The sequence below is a fragment of the Priestia sp. USM5 genome, assembly GCF_058323215.1.
The window spans coordinates 2,256,670-2,277,496 of sequence record NZ_JBSGKN010000001.1 but is presented as its reverse complement, the minus strand read 5'-3'; the positions used below and the strand labels follow the sequence as shown (position 1 = coordinate 2,277,496).

20 protein-coding genes and 1 tRNA gene are annotated in these 20,827 nt (G+C 36.1%); 13 read left to right on the top strand and 8 right to left on the bottom strand.

The genetic code is table 11. The annotated features are described in order from the left end of the window. The first annotated feature begins 23 nt into the window (after nt 1-23). Nucleotides 24-173 carry a hypothetical protein gene (locus ACWATA_RS12415; protein ID WP_167387320.1) on the top strand — a complete coding sequence of 50 codons (150 nt, stop codon included), beginning with the start codon at nt 24-26 and terminating at the stop codon, nt 171-173. Between the two features lie 117 nt (nt 174-290). On the opposite strand, the gene ACWATA_RS12410 is transcribed toward ACWATA_RS12415, so the two are convergent. Further along, nucleotides 291-362 (bottom strand) — tRNA-Ala (locus tag ACWATA_RS12410). Between the two features lie 106 nt (nt 363-468). Next, a complete protein-coding gene (locus ACWATA_RS12405; RefSeq protein ID WP_098112631.1) occupies nt 469-1,017 on the bottom strand; it encodes an HD domain-containing protein in 549 nt (182 codons plus the stop codon). 226 nt (nt 1,018-1,243) lie between these two features. Between ACWATA_RS12405 and ACWATA_RS12400 the strand changes: the two genes are divergently transcribed. Next, nucleotides 1,244-2,545, top strand: coding sequence for a GH25 family lysozyme (locus ACWATA_RS12400; RefSeq protein ID WP_154972921.1), 1,302 nt, complete (start codon nt 1,244-1,246; stop codon nt 2,543-2,545). A 181-nt stretch (nt 2,546-2,726) separates the two neighbouring features. Then, on the top strand, nt 2,727-2,957 hold the full coding sequence (locus ACWATA_RS12395; protein WP_228307756.1) for a hypothetical protein: 231 nt from the start codon (nt 2,727-2,729) through the stop codon (nt 2,955-2,957). Nucleotides 2,958-3,098: 141 nt separating this feature from the next. Here the strand turns inward: ACWATA_RS12395 and ACWATA_RS12390 are convergent, their stop codons facing one another. Next, entirely contained in the window at nt 3,099-3,995 is an 897-nt protein-coding gene (locus tag ACWATA_RS12390; RefSeq protein ID WP_098112633.1) for a DMT family transporter, read from the bottom strand. A gap of 136 nt (nt 3,996-4,131) precedes the next feature. Between ACWATA_RS12390 and pdxR the strand changes: the two genes are divergently transcribed. The 5 genes from pdxR to ACWATA_RS12365 all read left to right on the top strand — a co-directional run bounded on the left by pdxR (nt 4,132) and on the right by ACWATA_RS12365 (nt 11,332). After that, nucleotides 4,132-5,565 (top strand): MocR-like pyridoxine biosynthesis transcription factor PdxR, encoded by a 1,434-nt coding sequence (pdxR, locus tag ACWATA_RS12385; protein ID WP_473049886.1) that lies wholly within the window; start codon nt 4,132-4,134, stop codon nt 5,563-5,565. Nucleotides 5,566-6,078: 513 nt separating this feature from the next. Then, a complete protein-coding gene (locus tag ACWATA_RS12380) occupies nt 6,079-6,711 on the top strand; it encodes a hypothetical protein (protein WP_034266280.1) in 633 nt (210 codons plus the stop codon). A 137-nt stretch (nt 6,712-6,848) separates the two neighbouring features. Next, the gene (locus tag ACWATA_RS12375; RefSeq protein WP_154988750.1) at nt 6,849-7,694 is read left to right on the top strand and encodes a DUF2971 domain-containing protein; all 846 of its coding nucleotides are present in this window, start codon (nt 6,849-6,851) and stop codon (nt 7,692-7,694) included. A gap of 145 nt (nt 7,695-7,839) precedes the next feature. Continuing rightward, nucleotides 7,840-9,039: a phospholipase D-like domain-containing protein gene (locus ACWATA_RS12370; RefSeq protein ID WP_028413294.1), complete on the top strand. Its 1,200-nt coding sequence runs from the start codon at nt 7,840-7,842 to the stop codon at nt 9,037-9,039. 358 nt (nt 9,040-9,397) lie between these two features. Next, entirely contained in the window at nt 9,398-11,332 is a 1,935-nt protein-coding gene (locus tag ACWATA_RS12365) for an alkyl/aryl-sulfatase (RefSeq protein ID WP_473049885.1), read from the top strand. A 9-nt stretch (nt 11,333-11,341) separates the two neighbouring features. On the opposite strand, the gene ACWATA_RS12360 is transcribed toward ACWATA_RS12365, so the two are convergent. Further along, a complete protein-coding gene (locus ACWATA_RS12360; protein ID WP_335577099.1) occupies nt 11,342-11,497 on the bottom strand; it encodes a hypothetical protein in 156 nt (51 codons plus the stop codon). Between the two features lie 198 nt (nt 11,498-11,695). On the opposite strand from ACWATA_RS12360, the gene ACWATA_RS12355 reads away from it, so the two are divergent. Next, the gene (locus tag ACWATA_RS12355) at nt 11,696-12,988 is read left to right on the top strand and encodes a Glu/Leu/Phe/Val family dehydrogenase (RefSeq protein WP_335577098.1); all 1,293 of its coding nucleotides are present in this window, start codon (nt 11,696-11,698) and stop codon (nt 12,986-12,988) included. Between the two features lie 238 nt (nt 12,989-13,226). Next, complete coding sequence (locus ACWATA_RS12350) at nt 13,227-13,787, top strand: nitroreductase family protein (RefSeq protein ID WP_047750926.1); 561 nt, start codon at nt 13,227-13,229, stop codon at nt 13,785-13,787. A gap of 300 nt (nt 13,788-14,087) precedes the next feature. On the opposite strand, the gene ACWATA_RS12345 is transcribed toward ACWATA_RS12350, so the two are convergent. Next, entirely contained in the window at nt 14,088-14,573 is a 486-nt protein-coding gene (locus tag ACWATA_RS12345) for a hypothetical protein (protein ID WP_033579031.1), read from the bottom strand. A 21-nt stretch (nt 14,574-14,594) separates the two neighbouring features. Then, a complete protein-coding gene (locus ACWATA_RS12340) occupies nt 14,595-15,008 on the bottom strand; it encodes a thiol-disulfide oxidoreductase DCC family protein (RefSeq protein WP_033579032.1) in 414 nt (137 codons plus the stop codon). Nucleotides 15,009-15,374: 366 nt separating this feature from the next. Here ACWATA_RS12340 and ACWATA_RS12335 point away from each other — a divergent pair, with 366 nt between their 5' ends. Both ACWATA_RS12335 and ACWATA_RS12330 read left to right on the top strand, forming a co-directional pair. Beyond that, nucleotides 15,375-16,142 (top strand): ABC transporter ATP-binding protein, encoded by a 768-nt coding sequence (locus tag ACWATA_RS12335; protein ID WP_080754425.1) that lies wholly within the window; start codon nt 15,375-15,377, stop codon nt 16,140-16,142. Then, nucleotides 16,139-18,646: an FtsX-like permease family protein gene (locus ACWATA_RS12330; protein ID WP_311264528.1), complete on the top strand. Its 2,508-nt coding sequence runs from the start codon at nt 16,139-16,141 to the stop codon at nt 18,644-18,646. The genes ACWATA_RS12335 and ACWATA_RS12330 overlap by 4 nt, the downstream gene beginning before the upstream one ends. Nucleotides 18,647-18,733: 87 nt before the next feature. Here the strand turns inward: ACWATA_RS12330 and ACWATA_RS12325 are convergent, their stop codons facing one another. Together ACWATA_RS12325 and ACWATA_RS12320 are read right to left on the bottom strand one after the other, a co-directional pair. Continuing rightward, on the bottom strand, nt 18,734-19,198 hold the full coding sequence (locus ACWATA_RS12325) for a hypothetical protein (RefSeq protein WP_473049884.1): 465 nt from the start codon (nt 19,196-19,198) through the stop codon (nt 18,734-18,736). Between the two features lie 46 nt (nt 19,199-19,244). Beyond that, a complete protein-coding gene (locus ACWATA_RS12320) occupies nt 19,245-19,745 on the bottom strand; it encodes a hypothetical protein (protein WP_154972926.1) in 501 nt (166 codons plus the stop codon). 123 nt (nt 19,746-19,868) lie between these two features. On the opposite strand from ACWATA_RS12320, the gene ACWATA_RS12315 reads away from it, so the two are divergent. After that, on the top strand, nt 19,869-20,687 hold the full coding sequence (locus tag ACWATA_RS12315; RefSeq protein ID WP_473049883.1) for a hypothetical protein: 819 nt from the start codon (nt 19,869-19,871) through the stop codon (nt 20,685-20,687). Nucleotides 20,688-20,827: the final 140 nt, after the last annotated feature.

Below are 20,827 nucleotides of genomic sequence, written 5' to 3'. Positions count from 1 at the left end.
TAAAAGCAAAAGGAGGGGATAGAATGAGCAAAGAACCAAACGATGAAACAAGTGAAGGGCTGAATCAGCTTTTTGAAATCATCAATGCAAAAGGCGACGAGGGCGAACTTAGAGAAATTGTAAGCAGGAGCAGTGAAAAGAATAATTATAAAAATCATGAGGATCAATCGTAAAAAGAAAATAAAAAACCTCTTCATGAAAATCATGAAGAGGTCAGATGAAATAGTATTACACCCATTCCATCCGGCAGAGTTTTAAAGTGTTTTAAACTCTTGATGCGACTGGTTTTATGGAACTGATGGGATTCGAACCCACGACCCCTTGTCTGCCAGACAAGTATTCTCCCACTGAACTACAGTCCCGCTTATGTAGAGTCTTTATTGCCTGTTGACTCTACTATATTTTAATACGTATGACGCACGTTCGCAATAGTTATTTTCAGTGTTTTCTAATTTCTTCATATGAATATTAACTTCTAAAAAAATCATTTACTTCTTGTTTGTACGTATTAAAAAAACTTGGAATTTGGCTTGGTTCCAATCCTTTTTCAGCGTATTTGCTGATGGACTCGTAGTACCATTTCTGTTTTTCGAATCCTCTTTTAAAACTATTCCAAATCGTATCTCCTTGCTGATCGTAGCTTTCTTTTAAAGACCGTAAATTGTCTAATTTATCTGCTACAATTAAAGATTTCACTTCAAGAGAACCAGTTTTCACAATTTGAATTGTATGCTGTTTACGTTCTTCCCAGCTTTTTGATTTGTTTTCTGTATGAGCTTCAACAATCCCTGCTACCTCTAAACCAAATCTTTGTACAATTTCTTCGAGTGTTACACTTGTATCTTCTACAGCATCATGCAGATAAGCTGCTGCAATTACTTCTTCACTAAAACCTGCTTTTTCTAAAATATTACCTACGTTAATAGGATGAACAATATAAGGTGTATCGGAAAGCTTGCGCATTTGGCCGGTATGAGCGTGTTCTGCATACCTACGTGCTTCTTTTATTAAAGACATCATATTCCTCCATTTTTTATACAGTATATCTTCATATTATTAGTATAAACGAATATAGCTCTTCTAACGTTATGAAATTGCACAAATTCATTTCTTATAATAAGGTAAGGCTACCAAAAGCCCTTCTTATTGTACGGTTTTTTATAAAGCCTAATATCTATTTAATAGGCCTGTATCAGTTGCCATTTCCTCTTTTATTCATAGTTTGTATGAAGGAGTGATAACAATGCAAAACCGTAATAATCAAAATATTAAGGTCATTGATGTTTCTCATCACAACGGAACAATTAATTGGGCAAAAGTGGCGTCGGATGGGGTAAAAGGCGCGTATATTAAATTAACAGAAGGTACAACCTTCTTAGATAAAAAATCATATGATAATTATATAGGAGCAAAAAATGCAGGTCTACGTGTAGGCTTTTATCACTTTGCTCATGCTGATAATGATCCTATTGCAGAAGTTAATTTCTTTTTAAATAAATTAGGCAGCATGAAGGTTGATTTGCCTCATTGCTTAGATTTGGAAGAAAATAAAGGAAAAACAAAAGCGCAGGTCACAGCCTTTGCAGTTAGATGGATGGAATATATTGAAAGGAAAACAAGCATTACGCCTATTCTTTACACCGGGTATAGTTTTATTAAATCCAATTTTACAAGCGCCGTGGCAAGATATCCGCTATGGATAGCTCGTTACAGTGGAAGTAACCGTTCCAAGGGATTTACTAATCCAGGTGATACGGCCATTTGGGATAGATGGTCTATGTTTCAATATACAGATCAAGGAAAAGTAAACGGGATTAAAGGCAATGTTGATATCAATGAAATGGATCTGGATTTCTTTAATAGTATTAACACAGGGGTGACGATGGTGGAAAATAATCAGCCATCAGCACAATTGCAGCAAGGTGATAGCGGACTAGCTGTAAAAGAACTGCAGCAAAACTTAACTAAATTAGGATTTGAGCTTTCCCAGCAAGGAACCGATGCCCAATACGGAAATGAAACCGTTGCAGCTGTTAAAGCTTTTCAAGAAAAGTATGGATTAACGTCAACTGGAAAAGCTGATGAGAAAACATTAGCTAAAATGATGGAATTGCTTAAAGGTGTAAGCAATCCTATAGAAGAAGCATTACCTAAGGTTACTTCACTGGGAGATAAATATTCTTTCCAAGTAAAAGCGAAGAAGGATATTGGGGTTTACAAGTATGCCAATGTAACAAAAAATTTTAGAACTATAAAAAAAGATACGGTATTTAGCGTATATGGCTATACGTATGCAGCATGGGCTGTTCCGGGTGGATTTGTGCAAATGAAAGACGTAGAACCTATCCCAGTTACAATTAAAACAGGTGGATTAAGTAAAGACATGGAAACGGAGTTCCGTGCTTTCTTAAAGAATGAAGGAATTGACAGTGAATTAAATGTACATGCAATAGGTAATCCGTCAGCCGAACTCACAGTAGCTGGACTTGATTTCGTAAAAGTTAAGCAGTTTTTAGATAAAAAAGGTTGGTACTACAAGCAATAAAACCCTGCTCCGAAGAGCGGGGTTTTGGTTTGGGATTTTATAAAATAAGAATAGCAAACATCAATTAAGTAATTAAAATATGTTCTAAATAACAAAGTAGGTGGTAACAAAAAAGGTTCTATGTATAGTTCACCTCTAACAGTCATATTTTTAGTCAACAGTTCATGGAGGGTGAATGAATATGAAAAATACGCAGATTCGAATTGAAACACTGTCCTATCACTACGAAAACATTATGGTGAACGATGAAGTAGAGCGTGCGATAAAAAGTATTGAAGTGACGTATCGAGCATATAAACATAACCACGTTTTAAACGGACACGTAGTACTTTCAGGAGAAGAGATTTACGATCTTCAGCAGCTGACTCACGCAGTGGCTGGGAAAATAAAAGCAGAATTAGAAACTACATAAAAAAGCGCCTTTCTTTAAATTTCAAACATTAAAGAAAGGCGCTTTTTTATATTAATTATTAATTAAACTGCAAAAAGAAGAAATTAAAGTATATTCTAAATAAAATATATAAATAAAAAACATAGCATTTAAGAGAATTCCCTAAGCCCTACGCATTACCTTTGCATTGTGAACTTTCTCTCTTTTACTATGTGTAAGCAACACGCCGCATAACGTAATGATGCTTCCAACAATGGAAGCTGCACTCGGGATATCTTTTAAAAGCAGCCACGCTAAGAAAAAGGACAGCGCAGGAGTTAAGTAAAGAGAGATGGCAGCCTCAGCAGAACCTATACGCGATGTCAGATAAGCGAGTACCATATAGGGAATAACGGTTGGAAATAATCCTAAATATATCACGCTTATTGCTGATCTGACAGAGATATACGCAAGTTCCGTTTCTAACCCAGGTAAAAAAACAAGCATAGAAATTGCAGCTCCCCAAATACTGTACGTCACAAAAGAAAGGAAACCATATTTTTTTAATAAATTTTTTTGACATACTATATAGACGCTTTCTGCAAGGGCAGCTAGCAGAACCAGTAAGATTCCATTAACTGAGTGTACAAAATTCTCTTTGCTGAAGGTTAAAAGTACAATACCCGCAAAGCTTACTGCAGATCCAATCCATTTTCTTTTTCCGAACTCCTCCTGAAAAAGAAAAATAGCTAAAAGCGAAGAAAAAATAGGAGTAGTCGAGATCAGTAAACTCGCAATACCCGCACTTACCGTTTTTTCTCCAATGTTTAAGGCCGTGTGATAGACGGCAAAACCTAAAAAACCGAGAGCTAAAAGAAGTGGAATATCTTTTATGTCAGGCAAGGGCATGCGTGTGGCTATTGCAATAACTAACAGCACTACAGAAGCAATACTTAACCGAACAAAAGCGAGGTGCTGAGGAGAAAACGATTCCAGCCCTATTTGAATAACTGGAAATGCTGAAGCCCATAAGCTAATCATCAGTATATGTAAGAACACCAGACTAAACGTTAATTTCATACCTATTCATCTCCATTTTTCATTTTGAATCCAACCAGTATCTATTGTGGTTCCCATGTTAATAAACATTTGATAAAATGTCTTCAACCAGTTTGAAAGCAATTAACCCAACCACTTTAAAAACAGGAGTACGTGTATGAATCAAGAGAACAGTTCGAGTTATCCAAAATACAAGCAAATCATTGATTTTATGAAAGAGAAAATTGCGCGTGGAGAATGGCCGATTGGAAGTAAAATTCCTAGTCAGCGAAAGCTTGCTGCTATGTTTGATGTTAACCGAAGTACGGTCATCACCGCATTAGAGGAATTAACAGCGGACGGTTTAATTGAAGGTAAGATGGGAAAGGGAACCATCGTTATAAATAATACGTGGACACTTTTGGCTACAACTCCGCCCGATTGGGATGTTCATGTGAAATCAGGCATGCATCATCCGAGTCAAGCAATGGTACAAGATATTAATGAATCCGAATTTAACTCAAACCTTATTCAATTAAGCAAAGGAGAGCTTTCATCTGACATATTTCCTAAAAACAAAATGAAATACGCCGTAGAAAAAGTAGCAGAAAATATGGAGGTTCTAGGATACGAAGAACCAAAGGGGTATTTTCCTTTACGAAAAGAATTAAGTGCATATATGAAAACAATAGGGATTGAATCTTCTCCAGATTCTATTTTAATTGTTTCCGGCGCTCTTCAAGCTCTTCAGCTTATTTCAATTGGACTGCTGCAAAGAAACTCTTCGGTTTTGCTCGAAAAACCTTCTTATCTATATTCCTTACATGTATTTCAATCAGCCGGAATGAAACTCAAAGGCCTTGCTATGGATGAGGAAGGAATAAAAGTAACAGCTATAAAACGGGCCGACCCTCAAGAAGGGCAAGCTATTTTATATACAAATCCATGTTTCCATAACCCAACGGGAACATTAATGTCACAAAATAGGCGTTACGATTTGTTGAAAGAATGTGAGGAACATCAGCTTCCTATTATTGAAGATGATTTATACCGCGAATTATGGCTAGATAAACGGCCTGCGCTGCCATTAAAAGCTTTAGATAAAAATGGACACGTGTTATATGTTAGCAGTCTTTCTAAAACACTAAGCCCGGGATTACGGATCGGATGGATAGTCGGCCCAGAACCAGTCATTGAGCGTTTGGCGGATATTAAAATGCAAACAGATTATGGATCTAGCTCATTATCTCAAAGAGTAGCAGCAGAATGGTTTAAAAATGGTTTATATCAACAGCATATGGAAACTGTACGAACGGAATTGCGAACAAGAAGAAAAGTGATGCTGAATGCTTTGGAAACATACGCAGGAGATATAGCAACATGGACGAATCCTGAAGGAGGCTTTTTTATATGGGTGCATATTCAACCTTCTATTTCAATGAAATCTTTATACTCTCGTGCTTTAAAAAGAGGGATATTGCTTAACTCTGGAAGTATTTATGCACAAGAAACCGGCAGTTATCTTCGGCTTTCTTACGCCTATGCCTCTTTACCAGATATCGATAGAAGCATTGAAATTCTTGCTGAACTGATTCGGGAATTGCAAGTATAGTAAAAAAAGGAATAGTGGATTACCCACTATTCCTTTTTATTTGTATCAAACTATTCTTCTTATAAAAAACATCAAGTAACAACTGACTATATATTACCATCTATAAATACGTGTTATTTTTTATGGAAAAAATAAGTTAATAAAACTTTTAATTGACTTTCTGTACGTTTTACATGTAAATCGTGAATGGTTTTAACTACGTAATCATTATCAAACATTTCCAACACCTCAATTATTGTTAAGTTTCCTGTTTGTTATAGTTTATGAAATCAGCAGACGCATATCATCGGCCATCAGCTGTAACTTTACGGTTTATCTTTTACAACTAAAGGCTGAAACGTACGCTTATGATTGAACGCACGAATAACAGGATATGCAAAAAAATGAAAAGTGTGCACGTTTTGTTTTAAAAAAGCTATATCTTTAAAAAAAGAAAATTGTCACACACATTTATGAATATGTATCTACTAAGTAAGAAGACTTTTTTAGTTGGTGGGATTGAAGGTGAAAAAGATGGATGAATTATTTAAAGATCTTGATCTGTACAGAACGCAAGAAGAAATGAAGCAGTATTTTGAACATACGCAGCAAATGATTCATCAAAACAAAGAGTATATAAAATTAGCCAGACTTAAAAAAGGGCGTTTCAAAAAGTTTTTTGAAGAGTTTTATCCGCTTTATTGCTTCAGCCAATCTTCTTATTGTCCGAGGAATTCAAAATTGAAGCTTATTATTGGAAGTCAAGGATACGACGGATTAATTATTCAGCCGGATGGTACTGAAAAACGAATTGAAATTACTTCTTACAAAGATGGGAAACTGGAATTTGAAGATGCACAGAGGGTCAATTCAGGAAATTTTGCTCTACCCCGTATCCAGACGGAAGGTTCTGTGGAAGAGTATATAGAAAAAGTGCTAGAGAACATTCAAAAAAAGAGCAAAAAAGATTACAGTGGCGCATCCATTTTATTTGTTGTACACACGTTTCATTATTTTGAAGCCTATGGAAAAAGTTCAGCTGCCTTTATTCGTACCTTAAAAAAAGAAATGAAGAATACGGATTTTCGAGCGGATGAAATTTATTTATTGGAATTAAATCAGCCAGAAAGTGAAAGTGTTAAGCAAAACATTCATTTCATTAAATAAGAAGACACGCTGTAGATGTTGAGGTGTGTCTTCTTTTCTGATAACAGTAGAACTTAATGTAGGTGGATAATTTTGAAAATTACAACAATTAAGTGCTATAATTCAAGTATGAATATGCATTCAGAGGAGGAAAACCAATGGATTTAGCTTATAGAGAGAAAGCGTACGAATATGCCAAAAGATTCGAATCTAGCTATGACGATTATGATGAACGCTATAAGGTGCACAATAATCCGACGGTATGGCGATTTATGCCGCTGTCTGATTTTCAAGATTTACTAGAAACCAATGCGCTTTTTTTCGCAAAACCTGATGCATTTTCAGACCCCCTTGAAGGATGCTCTTCGATGTGGAACATAGAAGAGTTAAGAAAAAAAGGCGAACGTCATAACCGTACCTCTAGAACCTATATAAGAAAAATCCATGAATTTTCTGCTGTTTCATCCTGGCATATCAATAATTACGAAGCTGCTGGAATGTGGGACCTATATTTAAAGGGGAATGATGGCGTAGCTATTAAAACCACCTATGAAAACTTATTGTGCAGTATTAAAGATTTACGCTATAAAATCTTCTCTGGAAAAGTGCAGTACATAGACTTCCAAAAAGAAATGATCAGTCACTCTGTATATGACACGTTATTTTACAAGCGCAAATCCTATCAGCATGAAAATGAATTGAGGCTTGTTATTGTAGCAAGTCGTATACACGCTTGGAAGCTGCAAAAGCTATTCGAAATTCAAGGTATTTCCGCAAATCAATGGCAAAAACGAATGGATATCCTCGAAAAAAGATCGTATGAGTTTTCTCACGAGCATGGCAACCTCCTTACATGTAATTTACATCAGCTTATCAACGATATTTACGTATCGCCAAGAAGCGCTCAAAGCTGTGTAGATGAGGTAAAAGCTCTTACTAAGAAACACGGTCTCGCTTATAAAAAGGTTATTCAGTCTGACTTGTATAAGGACTATATTTACTAAATGCTAGCGAAGTACACAAAGGCTTAATCAAAACATGATTAAGCTTTTCGTGTTACACGTTTTATATTTCCATACATTTCCTCATATAAAATAAAACAAACCTCCAAAGCCTATATATACATATTAGACAAATCAGGAGTACAGTATGGTTAAAAAAATGCTGTTTATTTTAGTATGCGGGCTTTGTTTGTGTTTGTTTTTTCAATGGGACGTAAAAAAAGGCTATAACGCTTATGTTCGTGTACATCCGCTTATCGAAACGCCTGTTTACCAAGGCAAGATAGCGCTGTATACACAAGGAAGTAGTTTATATCCTACTTTATTTGAGGATATTAAAAAAGCAAAAAAGTACGTGTACATTCAATTTTTTATTATTCGAGCGGACAACATCAGCATGAAGCTATTTGAGCTATTGAAAGAGAAAGCAGCTGAAGGGGTAAAGATTAAACTTTCTGTAGATCGTTTTGGAGGAAACGATCTCTCCCGAACACTCATAGATGATCTTAAGAAAAATGGAGTTGAGTTTACCTTTAGTCGAAAAGCAAGCAGGCAGCACTTTTTTTATAGCATTAATCATCGAAATCATCGAAAGTTTGTCGTAGTAGATGGCCAAGAAGCCTATCTCGGAGGTTTTAATATAGGAGAAGAATACTTAGGGAAGCATAAAAAATTGGGCTATTGGCGTGATTACCACTTGCGAATTAAAGGAGAAGGTATTTTTGAAATTGAAAAGCAATTTTTGAAAGATTGGGAAGAAGACACGGGACAACATATATCTGCTCAGCGAGTTCCTATCGCTCGCTCTCATGGAGCAAACTATCAGCTATTGTTTTCAACTGGAGAAGAACTTGAGCAAAAGATGATTGATCTAATCAACCGTGCCAAAGTAAAGCTTACCATTGCTACCCCTTATTTTATTCCAAGTGAACATTTAATGAATGCACTTATTTCAGCAAAAGAAAAAGGCGTTTTAATCGATATTATACTTCCGGACAATACTGATGCGTGGTTCACTAAACCGCCTAGTTACCCTAAAACAGAGCAACTATTAAACAAAGGTATTCGAATTTTCTTATATAAAAAGGGGTTTTTTCACGGAAAAGTAATGGTCATCGATCATACGATTGCCAATATTAGCACAGCCAACTGGGATCCCCGAAGTTTTTATTTAAATGATGAAGCGAGCTGTCTTATTTATGATCGCGAGATGATTGCACACATAGAACGAGAAATTAATGAAGATAAAACAAACAGCCGCAGATTAACCAAAACAGTAATAGATGAAATCCCTAAATGGGAACGTTCTCTTAAAAAAACACCGGAATGGATTTATTATTATTTTTGAAAAAATACCCAAATCAAGTTTTAATTATTTTTCCCCGGGTATATATTCTATGTAAGGCCAATACAGGAAAGGAGAGACTGTACACATGCATTGTTTTACAGCGACTTCAAGAAACGTATTGAGCACCTTAGAAGGAAGATTTGCTTTAATTACAAAAGGAACATTGGTAAACAATCGTTATACTAAGTGCTAGGCTGTCTAATTCAGACAGAATACTCGACTATTCTATTCAAACATAACATTCAGTATAAAAAAGAAGATGCGTGCTAAGCGCATCTTCTTTTTTGTTGACTCTATTTTCTCTCTCTTTTGTACTTCGTCTTATTTTTACGCATAAAATAATAAAAAGGAGGGGGTTATGCTGTTTGATTATGAACGGGAGTTAACGATTGACCGAAAAGATGCTACTCAAAAGACTGCAGCGACTAATGCTGAGACTTATAAAAAAATAGACTGGGAACAAGTGAAATCAGAACAAAATCTTGCGGATGACCAAGCCCTTGTACGCGTACCTTTTCCGCTGGTTTTCAAAAAAAATCAGCTGTATCCTGTATGGGATTTAAGAAAGTACGCTTTTTTATTTGAACAATCTACACCTGCTACTGTCCACCCTAAACTGTGGGAACAAGGAAAATTAAATGTACAAGCCGGTTTATATCAAGTAACTGAAAACATCTTTCAGGTAAGAGGCTTTGATATGGCTAATATTACATTTGTTAAAGGGAAAACGGGGTGGATTGTTATTGATTGCTTAACATCCAAAGAAACGGCAGAAAAAGCGCTTGAACTAGTAAACCAGCAGTGCGGGAAGCGTCCTGTTAGAGCTGTTATCTTCTCTCATTCGCATCTAGATCATTATGGCGGAGTTCTAGGGATATTACCTGACTCAATACAAAATAAAACTAGTAAAGTTTATGCTCCTGCTGGATTTATGGATGCGGTTATTGATGAAAACGTCACGGCGGCAACAGCAATGACACGAAGAAGTCAATACATGTACGGTATTCGACTGCGACGCGATGAAAAAGGCTTAATTGACAACGGCATCGGAAAAGAAATTTCATTTGGAACAATCACGCTTATTAAAGGAATAGAAGAAATTCATCCTTCCGAACATCATTCTTATGTAAGTAAGAAAATTGACGGCGTCTCATTTCAGTTTCAGCTTACGCCAGGGACGGAGGCGCCTGCTGAAATGAACATCTATATTCCTAGTGAAAAGGCTCTTTGTATTGCAGAAAACTGTACGGCCACTCAGCACAACCTCTATACCCTTAGAGGAGCAAAAGTAAGAGACGCAGCAGCGTGGGCAAAATACTTGCAGCAAGCAATCGATTTATTTGGCCAAGAACTAACAACTGTATTTGGGGTACATAATTGGCCAAGGTTCGGAAACGAGTCGTGCATCACATATATCGAAAATCAACGAGATGTTTATCAATATATTCATGATCAAACATTAAGGCTGATGAATCAAGGCTATACCATCGACCACGTCGGCCGAATGATGAAGCTACCGGAAACCCTATCTCACGAGTGGTATACAAACGGCTTTTATGGAACGGTTAACCATAACGCAAAAGCGGTTTATCAGCGCTATATGGGCTGGTATAACAGCAATCCTGTAGATTTAAATAAACTGTTTCCTGAAGAGTCAGCTAAGAAATATGTAGAGTATATGGGCGGAGCGGACAACATTGTCCAAAAAGCACAGCGCTGTTTTCAACAAGGCGACTATCAATGGGTAGCTGAAGTGACCAAACAAGTTATTTACGCTGATCCTCACCATGTAAAGGCAAAACTTTTATGCGCAGACGCGCTTGAACAATTAGGGTATATAGCTGAATCTGGTACTTGGCGAAATGAATATTTAACAGGAGCCAAAGAACTTCGTTTAGGTAATATACCGCTGCCAGTCAACATTATTACAAAAGAAGTATGGGATACACTTCCTTTGAAAAATATTTTAGAACTATTTAGCATTCGCGTAGATGGATTAAAGGCGGGCGCATGTAACTATCGTATATTGTTTGTGATACCCGATTGTAATGAAGTAGCTCTCACAGAACTTAAGCATGGAATCTTTAGGTATCTTGGAGATACGCGAAAGAAAGCTGAGGTGACGGTAACGATGTGGCAAGATACCTTATACCGGCTAACAACTACAAATGATCACTCTTATAGCTCGGTCATATTTGTTCAAGGAGATAAATCAAAATGGGATTTCTTTTTGTCTTGTCAGGATTCTATTGATCCAAACTTTAATATTGTGACACCTGTTTCTAAAAAATAGAGTACCTGATTACAACTCAGAAAGCACATCGTTGACTTTTTGTTCAAAACAGCTGTCGCATGTGAAGATTTCTTTTTCTTGAAAAGATGTTAGCCTTTCTCCACAGATGGAACAGCATTCTATATGGTGATTGTTTCGCTCTTGTTCTTTTCTTTCATGTAACATAGCACTTTCCTCCTTTTCAGTATAAATAGTTTGTCTTATTTCTTTAAGTATATACTAATATCAGCCTATGCAGGGAATATAAGGCGTGCTAATGCAGATTATTTATAAAATAAAAGCGTTGTAAAACCGCTGAAATTGGCACAGGAATTGCATATTAAATCATTGAGAAATTTCAATGATTAATATGGGGTGAACAGAATGTCCATTACAAAAACAGCTAGTGAATTAAAAAAAGAACAGCAGCAAGAACAGGAATCACTTAATTTATTTTTATCTACTCAAACTGTTATTCAAGAAGCGCTTCAAAAACTAGGGTATGGTGAAGAAATGTATCATTTGTTGAAAGAACCGCTGCGCATGATGACGGTTCGTATTCCAGTTAAAATGGATAACGGATCGGTAAAAGTATTTACGGGCTACCGCTCTCAGCATAATGATGCTGTCGGGCCTACTAAAGGAGGCGTACGCTTTCATCCTGAAGTAAATGAAGAAGAAGTGAAGGCATTATCCATTTGGATGAGTTTAAAATGCGGGATTGTCGACCTTCCGTACGGCGGAGGTAAAGGCGGAATTGTATGTGACCCAAGAAACATGTCGTTTGGTGAACTAGAGCGACTCAGCCGCGGCTATGTAAGAGCCATCAGTCAAATAGTTGGGCCTACTAAAGATATTCCTGCACCGGATGTCTATACAAATTCTCAAATCATGGCGTGGATGATGGACGAATATAGCCGACTGCGTGAGTTCGATTCTCCTGGTTTTATTACCGGAAAACCTATCGTACTCGGAGGATCTCAAGGACGCGAAACTGCAACGGCTAAAGGAGTAACCATTTGTATAGAAGAAGCTGTTAAAAAGAAAAACCTTAACTTGCAAGAAGCACGGATTATTATTCAAGGCTTCGGAAATGCCGGCAGTTTTCTTGCTAAGTTCATGCATGATGCAGGTGCAAAAGTAATTGGCATTTCAGACGCGTATGGAGCTCTTTATGATCCGCTTGGTCTTGATATTGATTACCTGCTTGATCGACGCGACAGTTTTGGTACCGTAACGAATTTATTTACCAATGTGATGACAAACGAAGAACTATTAGAAAAAGAATGTGATATTTTAGTACCCGCAGCCATTTCGAATCAAATTACGGTTCGCAACGCGGATCACATTAAAGCCTCTATTGTAGTCGAAGCGGCGAACGGACCGACTACGCTTGAAGCCACGCGCATTTTAGATGAAAAAGGCGTGCTTTTAGTGCCAGATATTTTAGCAAGTGCTGGAGGCGTAACGGTTTCATACTTCGAATGGGTGCAAAATAATCAAGGCTACTATTGGTCTGAAGAGGAAGTAGCTTACAAATTACGCAAGGTAATGGTGGATTCATTTGAAACGATCTATCAAATCGCTCAAGAAAATGACGTAGACATGAGACTTGCTGCTTACATGGCAGGAATCAAAAAATCAGCTGAAGCTTCTCGTTTCCGCGGCTGGGTATAAGATAAAAAAACGATTTGGACTACATGTTCCAAATCGTTTTTTATTTACCAGAACTGCCAAATAATTAAAAGAAAACCTGCTAAAAAAACAAACATGCATAAAAAATTGGCATATTTATTTATCGCAACCCGAATGATGGCAAAACAATTGACAGTGAGAATGATTTTCAATTATTCTATATATAAGATATATACATACCTATACTAATAAATTGAATGTAAAAAAGGAGACAGAAAGCATGAGTGTATTAGATATTATTAAAGCCAGAAGAACGATTGGGGCTATGCAAGACAAAGACGTATCAGAAAATGCTATCAACCTTATGTTAGAAGCAGGCACTTGGGCTCCTAACCATAAAAAGACAGAGCCTTGGAAATTCCGAGTGTTTACAGGGGATTCACGCGTTCGTTTAGGAGACGAAATGGAACGTATTATGAAGCAAAAAACTGCTCACTTAAGTGAAGAAGAAGCGTTGAAAAAAACAACAAAAGCAAAAAAAGGACCGCTTCGCGCTCCTGTCATTATTGCTGTAGCAGTAAGTCCTTCAGGAAAAGTGCCTGAAATTGAAGAAATCTCTGCCGTAGCGGCAAGCATACAAAATATGCTATTAGTAGCGGAAGAACAAGGTTTGGCGACAATTTGGAGAACGGGTGATATTGTCTATCAGTCAGAACTGAATGACTTTTTATCTCTAGAAGACGGCGATAAGCTCCTAGGTTTAATTTACGTCGGACATCCTAATAAAGAAGCTTCATCAAAACGTATTCCGTATCAAGATAAAACCATTTGGTATCGTTAAAAGGTTATTTCTGTGTTTCTATAAATAAAAGGCAGCAGCTCATAAGTTGAGCTTCTGCCTTTTTTATTGTTTTTGAAAAGTGGCATAAAGAAATTTAATGCCAACATGCAGCGGCATCAATTTGCACTTTTATGGGTTTACCTGCAGCAGTTCTTTTTAGTATCTTATCGCGAACTTCCCTGGTTTCCGTAAATACTAGTCAGAACCAAAAAGGAGTTGTCTGTGTTCAGTCTTCTTTGCGAAGACCAAAATAATAAGTACACGCCAAACCGAAGATAATGGGCGGCAAAAGAAAGACGATCATTTAACGGTCACCTTCCTTTCGGATGATTGAACGTCTACTTTCTGCGTTGGGGTAGCAGTGTTGACAAAGAAGATGCCTTTTAACTTGGAGTATTCCATCAATACTAATAGCAAACTCATCACAAGAAGCGGAACACACACCACTTTGGCAGGAATGTTGAAACAATAGTTAAGGACGGTGATGTTAGCAATAATGGGGAGAAAAATAATGTTCCCTAGTGTCGCGGTACGCGGAATCACCAATAACAACGCAGCTAATAATTCGCCAGTGGCAATAAAATAGTTGTAGAAATCAGAATACCCAAAGAAATACCACGCCAGTTTCATCGCAGAATCTTTTGTTGAATCAAACACGAAATCGCCTGTTATAAATTGTCCTGGGTAGATTTTGGCCATTCCATACATAAGAAACGTAATAGCCATGGTCCACCTTAGGGTCGCAAGAATACTTAAACGAAATTTCTCTTTTGTTGATAAACGCATTGTTTTCCTCCATTTGTATGCTTAGTCCAAAAATCGCATTTTGGCTTCAGGGGTTGGCAACATACATGACGTTTGTTTTCCAAACCACTTATACCGATTACGTGCAATGAAACGATAGAACAGGTTTCGAATGAACGCGGGAACCACTTGGAAACACGCCATTAGTTGAATGGGTCCTCGAAGCTGGCGGACAATATGTAGGATAGCCGTAGACTCTGTGTAAAGATTCCCGTTCATAAGAAGAATGACCGAGTGAAGTGGTGGGTGCTCATAGTTATGCTTACGCAGCAAGGTTCCCGCAGTATCAGATTGAAGCGACGCAAAACGAAATAGAGCACGTGAATCTCGTTTGATAACAAACTGTACCCATCCGTTGCAAAGATTGCAAACACCATCAAATAGAATAATAGGATGGTGTGATGGATTTGGCGGCATGACGTTCCTCTCCTTCCTTTTTTATGAATATTTACTAAAATAAGTATAATTGTTTACGTGTGGGACTACAAGACATAAGGGTAAAAGTGGAAATGTTTTATGTGAGTTCAAGTGAATTTAAGCAAGAAAACAGAGTCAAATACAACACTGTTTTTGTTTGAATTTGAATGTAGCAGCTTATCTCATAAACTTCTACTTTTCTGTGTTTCTTATAAATAACTAAAAAATTTTCCTTTTTTTCACAAAATGTAAAACTATTCCTGTTTTGAAACGTACTAGATATAGTGGGATTTACGAGGTAGATGTAATAAAAGCGTGAACTACCTTTGCTACTACAAAAAAAGAAACTTACTTCGAGGTGAAGACGTGAAGAATCAACATATTTTAGAGGTGGGAAATTTAACTAAAGTTTATAAAGGAGAGGGCTATGAAGTTACTGCACTAAATGATATATCCTTTCAGTTAGGGGCAGGTGAAATGGTTGCTGTTATGGGAACAAGTGGTTCAGGAAAAAGTACACTGCTGAACATTTTAGGAGCACTTGATGAGCCAACTAGTGGAACGATTAAATTAAACGGAATGCTTTCAAAAGATATGTTCCAAGAACCTCAAGCTTCAGCGTACAGACGAGATAACATTGGATTTATCTTTCAATCATTCCACTTATTAAAAGATTTATCTGTAGAAGAAAACATAGCTCTTCCGCTAGTTTTAAAGGAACTTACATCGGACGTAATTGATTTAAAAGTAAATAACGTTGTTGAGCTCTTGGGCTTAACAGCTTGGAAAAAACACCGCCCTGTACAACTGTCAGGTGGACAACAGCAACGCGTAGCTATAGGAAGGGCTATTATAACTGACCCACCTATTATTCTGGCAGATGAACCTACAGGTAACCTTGATTTTAATACTTCCGAAGGCATACTAGACACACTGGTAACCACAAAAAACGAACTTAGCCAAAGCATACTTCTTGTTACTCACGACCCTAATGTAGCTACTTATGCAGATCGCGTTCTATTCTTTCATGATGGCTCTATTGTCGATACGTATATCTGTAGTGGAAATAGTGATTTGGATCATATACTAGAGAAGTTTAAGCTTATTACAAAAGCCGAGAGTCTTAAGATATGAAAACACTACGAGGTTTAGCTTTTCGTTTATTTAAGTCCAATAAATTCATTGTGTTTTCGTCTATTGTAAGTGTAGCTATTTCTACCATGCTTGTACTTAGTATGGTTTTATTCTCTTTTAATGCGCAGGACACATTAAAAAGTCAATTAAAACAAACTTACGGTGCGATGGATTTGTCCGTAGGGTTTGATATGAATCAAGGCAAAATTTTGACATCAACTTTAGTTGAAGAAATTCACCAGGATAAAATGGTAGATAAGGTATCAAAAGTATCTATTGCTCATTTAAACCTAAATCAACTACATGCCTCTATCTATACAGTAGGTGTTGAAAATGATTACTTAGCTAAAAGTCGATATCACTTTTCCAAACCTCTAAATAGTAGCTCTGTGGCAATGAATAAGAGCTTAGCCCAAGATTTAGACATAAAAATTGGTGATAAAGTCCTTATTGAAAACAGAACATACACATTAGCGGAAACCGTAAATGATTTATCCGCTACTGGAGTAGCACCGGATATGCTGATACTTAATCAAAAGAATGTAAAACGCTATATTCAAACAAAAGAAAAAAGCAGCGCAGAAGCGACTTATTTATTAATAAAGGCACAAAAAAACGAGAGCGCCTTAAAGTTGGCCAATCATATTAAATCATATAACAAGGACTTACGTATTGATATAGCTGAACAAGATGCAGGCGTGCAAAATAATTTACAATCCTTACATACATTTATTATGGTTTTATCGGCATTGGTATTAATCATCACGTCTCTTATTCTCATTTCAAACTTTGAGCTTTTGCTTTACAAAATGAGGAATCAGTTCGCCATTATGCGGTCGATAGGAGCCACTGCTAAACAGATTAGCGAGATTATCACACTTCAAAGCACCGTTATAAACACCGTAGGTACAGGTGTCGGGTTTTTGCTAACCTTTTGCAGTCAAAGGTACTTATACAGCTGGTTAGGAAAAGTGTCGAAAATAGCTTCCTCTCCATCTGATTTTAACGTAGGTACTGCCGTTATCATTACAGTTGTAATGTTTGTTATTATTCAATTCTTTTTACTCATTCCAGCTTATCGAAGTACAAAAGTATTGCCACTAAAAACAATGCAGAAGAACGAGAAAATTAACTATGGTTTTTCCAAGACAAGAATAGTAATTTTCAAGGTACTAATAGCAATGTCCTTATTTTTAGTTATAGGAAGCCAGGTATTTCCTACAAGAGGCACATACGGACCTGGGATGTTACTAATTACAGTTATTTTAGTCTTGTTTGCCTTTATACTAATCTTTCCTATCCTAGTGACTAAAGGATTAAAGTGGTTTTTACCATATGGAAAAAAACTATTTGGGAAAGAATTTTATATTTCCGTTAAAAATCTAATTCCTCAAGTTAGAAAAAATACAATGATTATCTTAATAATATGCGGATTAATGGTCATTACTGTATTTGGGTCAATTACATTTAGAACCATTCAAAATAATGGACTAACCTACTTAAAAAAAGAATATGTAATGCCCATTATTGTGGAAACTCGCCTTGATGATTCAAAAATAGATGTAGCAGAACTCACTAGAAAGGCTGAACAATTGCCTCACGTAAAAAGCGTTAGCAACATGAGCAACCAGGGCTTAGGGGAGATTTCAAAGTCAAAAAAGGTTACAGATATTCTTTACAATGTGGTTGACTTGAAAAGATTGCAGAAGCAAGGACTTCTAGAGCACTTCTCTTATGTAAAAGGAAGTAATAAAGAGAATAGTATAATAGTGTCTAAAAAATTTGCTGAAAGTCATAATGTAAAAGTAGGTCAGGTACTCCATTTAGGTATGTATGCTAAAAATCAAGATGGATCAATTATAGAGGGGCATATAATACCTAAAGGAGATTATGTCGTAACAGCTATACCTGACCATCTTCTTGACAACTATGAGGCATTTTTAGACTGGAAAAACAAGGAGTTTAAAGATGTGAATTTTTACCGCCTATATATAGATGCTACGAATGTAAAGGCCGCTGTAAAAGAAATTGAGGGCTTAAAAAGCCAGTATCCCGAATTAAAGGTAAGCAGCTATGATCAATCTGTTAAAGAAGCAAACGAAATGTTTTATCAGCGTTGGGGAATTTTTATAGTTGTTATTGCCACATTGGTTCTTTCTACCATGATAGGAGTATTTAATTCATTGGCAAATAATATTTATTCAAAACGAAAAGAATTTGCTGTTTTACGCGCGATGGGCATGACGCCAAAATCCATTCGTAAAGTCATTCTTTCACAAGTGAATTTATATATTACGATTGGAGTAATATATGGAATTGTAATGGGACTTTTAATAACATTAATTCTGCTATTAATGGATCCAGGGAAGTTTGTTATAGATTATAAAACAATTCTTTCTGTAGTAGTATCAATGCTTGTAGTTAGCACTTTTTTATTCTCATACGTAAGTCGAAAAATATCTGGACAAGATCTTTCTATAGAGCTTACTAATGACAATAAGTGACCTCTCATGTAGGTATAGTAGAATACTATAATAGTAATAAACCCCAATCTCTTTGTAGAGGTTGGGGTTTATTACTTTCTATGTTATTTATTTAACAACAACGTTCCCTACATATTGTGCGTAGCCTCTATCAGTTTGGAGTTCTAGCAAATAAACATAATTCCCTTTTTTCTTCGGGAACGCAAAAGTTCTATCTTGTTCGTTTATTCTAATATCTTGCTTCGCATTACTAGTGCTTATTGTATAAGAACTAATGTCATTAACAAGAAAATCTTCGCTATCAAACCTTAAATTCCCTGGTGTTTCAGGGGCTACAGCTAGCTGTTGTTGCTTTTTAGCTCTATTTATACTATTCTTTGTATTTGTTTCCTTTCTGTACTGTTTTCCTTCTTCACCGCGCCAATCTACATTAGTTTCTTTCAGTTCAACATCCACAACATCATTGGCCGATAATGTAACCGTAGGGGGAGAGAAGTCATATTCCTCGCCTATACACCCTGATAATCCAACGATAATAAACATAAACAGAGATAATTTTATAAACTCTTTCATATATAATGTCCCCCTTAGTTAGTTGCGACTAATAAAAAATTGCTGCTTAATTGCTTGGAACAGGGGAGAGGTAATAATAAATATCATATTCTTTATCAATATGAGGGACCACTTCAGTATCGGTACGGGTTTCAATTGTCATATTTGATTTTGTTGGGGTACCGGCATAAAAATCGTACTTTACACCTTTTGGAGTCGTTATTTCACTAGTGATATCTGTATTTCCCTTTGATTGTTTAATAATAGCTGGATTCCCATTAAAATACCAACGGATTTTTTGATCCTTTTGAGTTAATGTAGCTGTTCCTATACCTACATTCGATTTTTCTTTAATTGTATAGATAACAATCTTTTCGTTATCTACATATTTGCTTTCACCGATAATATCTTGTATTCCTGTAGACTCTTTTTTTGCATTTTCAAAGGCTTCATCTTCACTAGAATAGAATCCCACGTCTTTTTTACTGTTTACGTTCGTTTCTGAACAAGCCGTTAGTATAATGGCTGACAGTAGAGATGCGAGTAATGCAGAATATAACTTTTTCATACAAACCCCCGTTTTATTAATTTCTTTAATTTTAATCTTAATATAAATAGTTAAAATAATCCATTTATGTGATATAGTTGTTCAGTATGTAAAAGTTAAACAACAAAGAAATGGAGTTTCACAATGAAGAATTCAAGGAAGATAGCAGCAGGAGCAGCTGTTCTAACTGTTGCTTTTAGTTTAATGGGATGTACCTCAAAAGAATCAATTAGCAAAAATACAAAACAAGAAGAAGCCCAAAAAGAAATAAAAATAGAGTTAACGTTTCTCCAAAATGAATGTGATCGTCTTATTAATAAAGATGAGGACATAGAAAAAACGTTTCAAAGTTATAAAAATGATTTTAATTTGTTATCTACGTCCGTTAACAGTACTGCAAAGGTTAATAAAATGAATAATGACGAGTTAGAAATAAGTATCAATAACCTTGAAAAAGATGTTGATAAACTAAATGGAGAAGAGGCTTTAAAAGCTTATACGAAATACACTTCCCCTAAAACAATATATAAAGTGACAATGATGAAAAATATGCATTCGGTTATCGAGGCCACCAGAGGTTGGGATGACGGCAAGGATCTAGGTATATCATTCTTCTACGACCACCTCCATTCTTCTCAAGAAGATATTAATAGAGATATAAAACCTACAGTTAATGACATAACAAACGGACCAGTATACAAACTGCATATAATAAAAGATGAATTACAAAAGCATCGAGATGATTTTAGTAAGGAACAGCTTGAAGAATTAGAAACAGCAATGAAAGGTTTTGATTATTCCTTGGATACTCAATTAAAAACCATCAGATCATATAAAAACATTGTTAACAATCCGTACACAAGTAATAATTATGACTATGAAGAAGAAGAAAAATATAACGGAGCCCGCACGTACCTTACTGATTTTGAATCGGATTTAGGTGTTGCTAAGCCTGAGTATTAAAAACGCATCCTTCCTATAAAGTTTTTGGAGTTTGAGGGGATTAACAAAAAGTGCTTGGATATTTAAATATCCAAGCACTTTTTTGTATGAATTATTTTAACTAGAAAGATTAATTAGGTGGCAGATACCTAAAATTTACA

What these genes read in the sequence shown, in the direction of transcription:
- ACWATA_RS12415 (WP_167387320.1), top strand. Translation starts at nt 24, where the DNA reads ATGAGCAAAGAACCAAACGATGAAACAAGTGAAGGGCTGAATCAGCTT.
- ACWATA_RS12405 (WP_098112631.1), bottom strand. Translation starts at nt 1,017, where the DNA reads ATGTCTTTAATAAAAGAAGCACGTAGGTATGCAGAACACGCTCATACC.
- ACWATA_RS12400 (WP_154972921.1), top strand. Translation starts at nt 1,244, where the DNA reads ATGCAAAACCGTAATAATCAAAATATTAAGGTCATTGATGTTTCTCAT.
- ACWATA_RS12395 (WP_228307756.1), top strand. Translation starts at nt 2,727, where the DNA reads ATGAAAAATACGCAGATTCGAATTGAAACACTGTCCTATCACTACGAA.
- ACWATA_RS12390 (WP_098112633.1), bottom strand. Translation starts at nt 3,995, where the DNA reads ATGAAATTAACGTTTAGTCTGGTGTTCTTACATATACTGATGATTAGC.
- pdxR (WP_473049886.1), top strand. Translation starts at nt 4,132, where the DNA reads ATGAATCAAGAGAACAGTTCGAGTTATCCAAAATACAAGCAAATCATT.
- ACWATA_RS12380 (WP_034266280.1), top strand. Translation starts at nt 6,079, where the DNA reads ATGGATGAATTATTTAAAGATCTTGATCTGTACAGAACGCAAGAAGAA.
- ACWATA_RS12375 (WP_154988750.1), top strand. Translation starts at nt 6,849, where the DNA reads ATGGATTTAGCTTATAGAGAGAAAGCGTACGAATATGCCAAAAGATTC.
- ACWATA_RS12370 (WP_028413294.1), top strand. Translation starts at nt 7,840, where the DNA reads ATGGTTAAAAAAATGCTGTTTATTTTAGTATGCGGGCTTTGTTTGTGT.
- ACWATA_RS12365 (WP_473049885.1), top strand. Translation starts at nt 9,398, where the DNA reads ATGCTGTTTGATTATGAACGGGAGTTAACGATTGACCGAAAAGATGCT.
- ACWATA_RS12360 (WP_335577099.1), bottom strand. Translation starts at nt 11,497, where the DNA reads ATGTTACATGAAAGAAAAGAACAAGAGCGAAACAATCACCATATAGAA.
- ACWATA_RS12355 (WP_335577098.1), top strand. Translation starts at nt 11,696, where the DNA reads ATGTCCATTACAAAAACAGCTAGTGAATTAAAAAAAGAACAGCAGCAA.
- ACWATA_RS12350 (WP_047750926.1), top strand. Translation starts at nt 13,227, where the DNA reads ATGAGTGTATTAGATATTATTAAAGCCAGAAGAACGATTGGGGCTATG.
- ACWATA_RS12345 (WP_033579031.1), bottom strand. Translation starts at nt 14,573, where the DNA reads ATGCGTTTATCAACAAAAGAGAAATTTCGTTTAAGTATTCTTGCGACC.
- ACWATA_RS12340 (WP_033579032.1), bottom strand. Translation starts at nt 15,008, where the DNA reads ATGCCGCCAAATCCATCACACCATCCTATTATTCTATTTGATGGTGTT.
- ACWATA_RS12330 (WP_311264528.1), top strand. Translation starts at nt 16,139, where the DNA reads ATGAAAACACTACGAGGTTTAGCTTTTCGTTTATTTAAGTCCAATAAA.
- ACWATA_RS12325 (WP_473049884.1), bottom strand. Translation starts at nt 19,198, where the DNA reads ATGAAAGAGTTTATAAAATTATCTCTGTTTATGTTTATTATCGTTGGA.
- ACWATA_RS12320 (WP_154972926.1), bottom strand. Translation starts at nt 19,745, where the DNA reads ATGAAAAAGTTATATTCTGCATTACTCGCATCTCTACTGTCAGCCATT.
- ACWATA_RS12315 (WP_473049883.1), top strand. Translation starts at nt 19,869, where the DNA reads ATGAAGAATTCAAGGAAGATAGCAGCAGGAGCAGCTGTTCTAACTGTT.